Source organism: bacterium CG_4_10_14_0_2_um_filter_33_32, assembly GCA_002792735.1.
GTDB lineage: Bacteria > Patescibacteriota > CPR2_A > CG2-30-33-46 > CG2-30-33-46 > CG2-30-33-46.
In genome coordinates this window covers 35,238-35,553 of the sequence record PFOW01000012.1, presented here as the reverse complement: position 1 = coordinate 35,553, position 316 = coordinate 35,238, and the positions used below count along the sequence as shown (strand labels likewise).

At 34.5% G+C, this 316-nt stretch carries 1 pseudogene (running past one end of the window); it reads left to right on the top strand.

Features of this window, described 5'->3' with window-relative positions:
- The first annotated feature begins 65 nt into the window (after positions 1 to 65).
- Positions 66 to 316 (top strand): annotated as a pseudogene (locus tag COX95_01025) (hypothetical protein); it runs 40 nt beyond the window's last position.

Here is a 316-nt window from a genome sequence, read left to right as displayed (position 1 = left end):
TCAACAAGCGATATCTTCAATTCAAAGAAACATAGAAGTTGCCCTAAAATAGGAGGCTGAACAAAATGGTAGAGTTCACAAAAGATCAACTTAAAAAAGCCACTGAACAATTCATTAATTACGGAGTAGAAGGATTCCATAGCGCAAAACCAATCATTGGCGATAAAATTGCCGGCCAGTTACTAAAAATATTTATTCAAAATACAAAACAAGACATGATTACTCGCCTAGGCGAAATTTATACATCAGACGAAGAAAAAAACATTATCAATGAAATTATTCAAGAATCACAAGCAGCTGCCGATTTTGACCCACT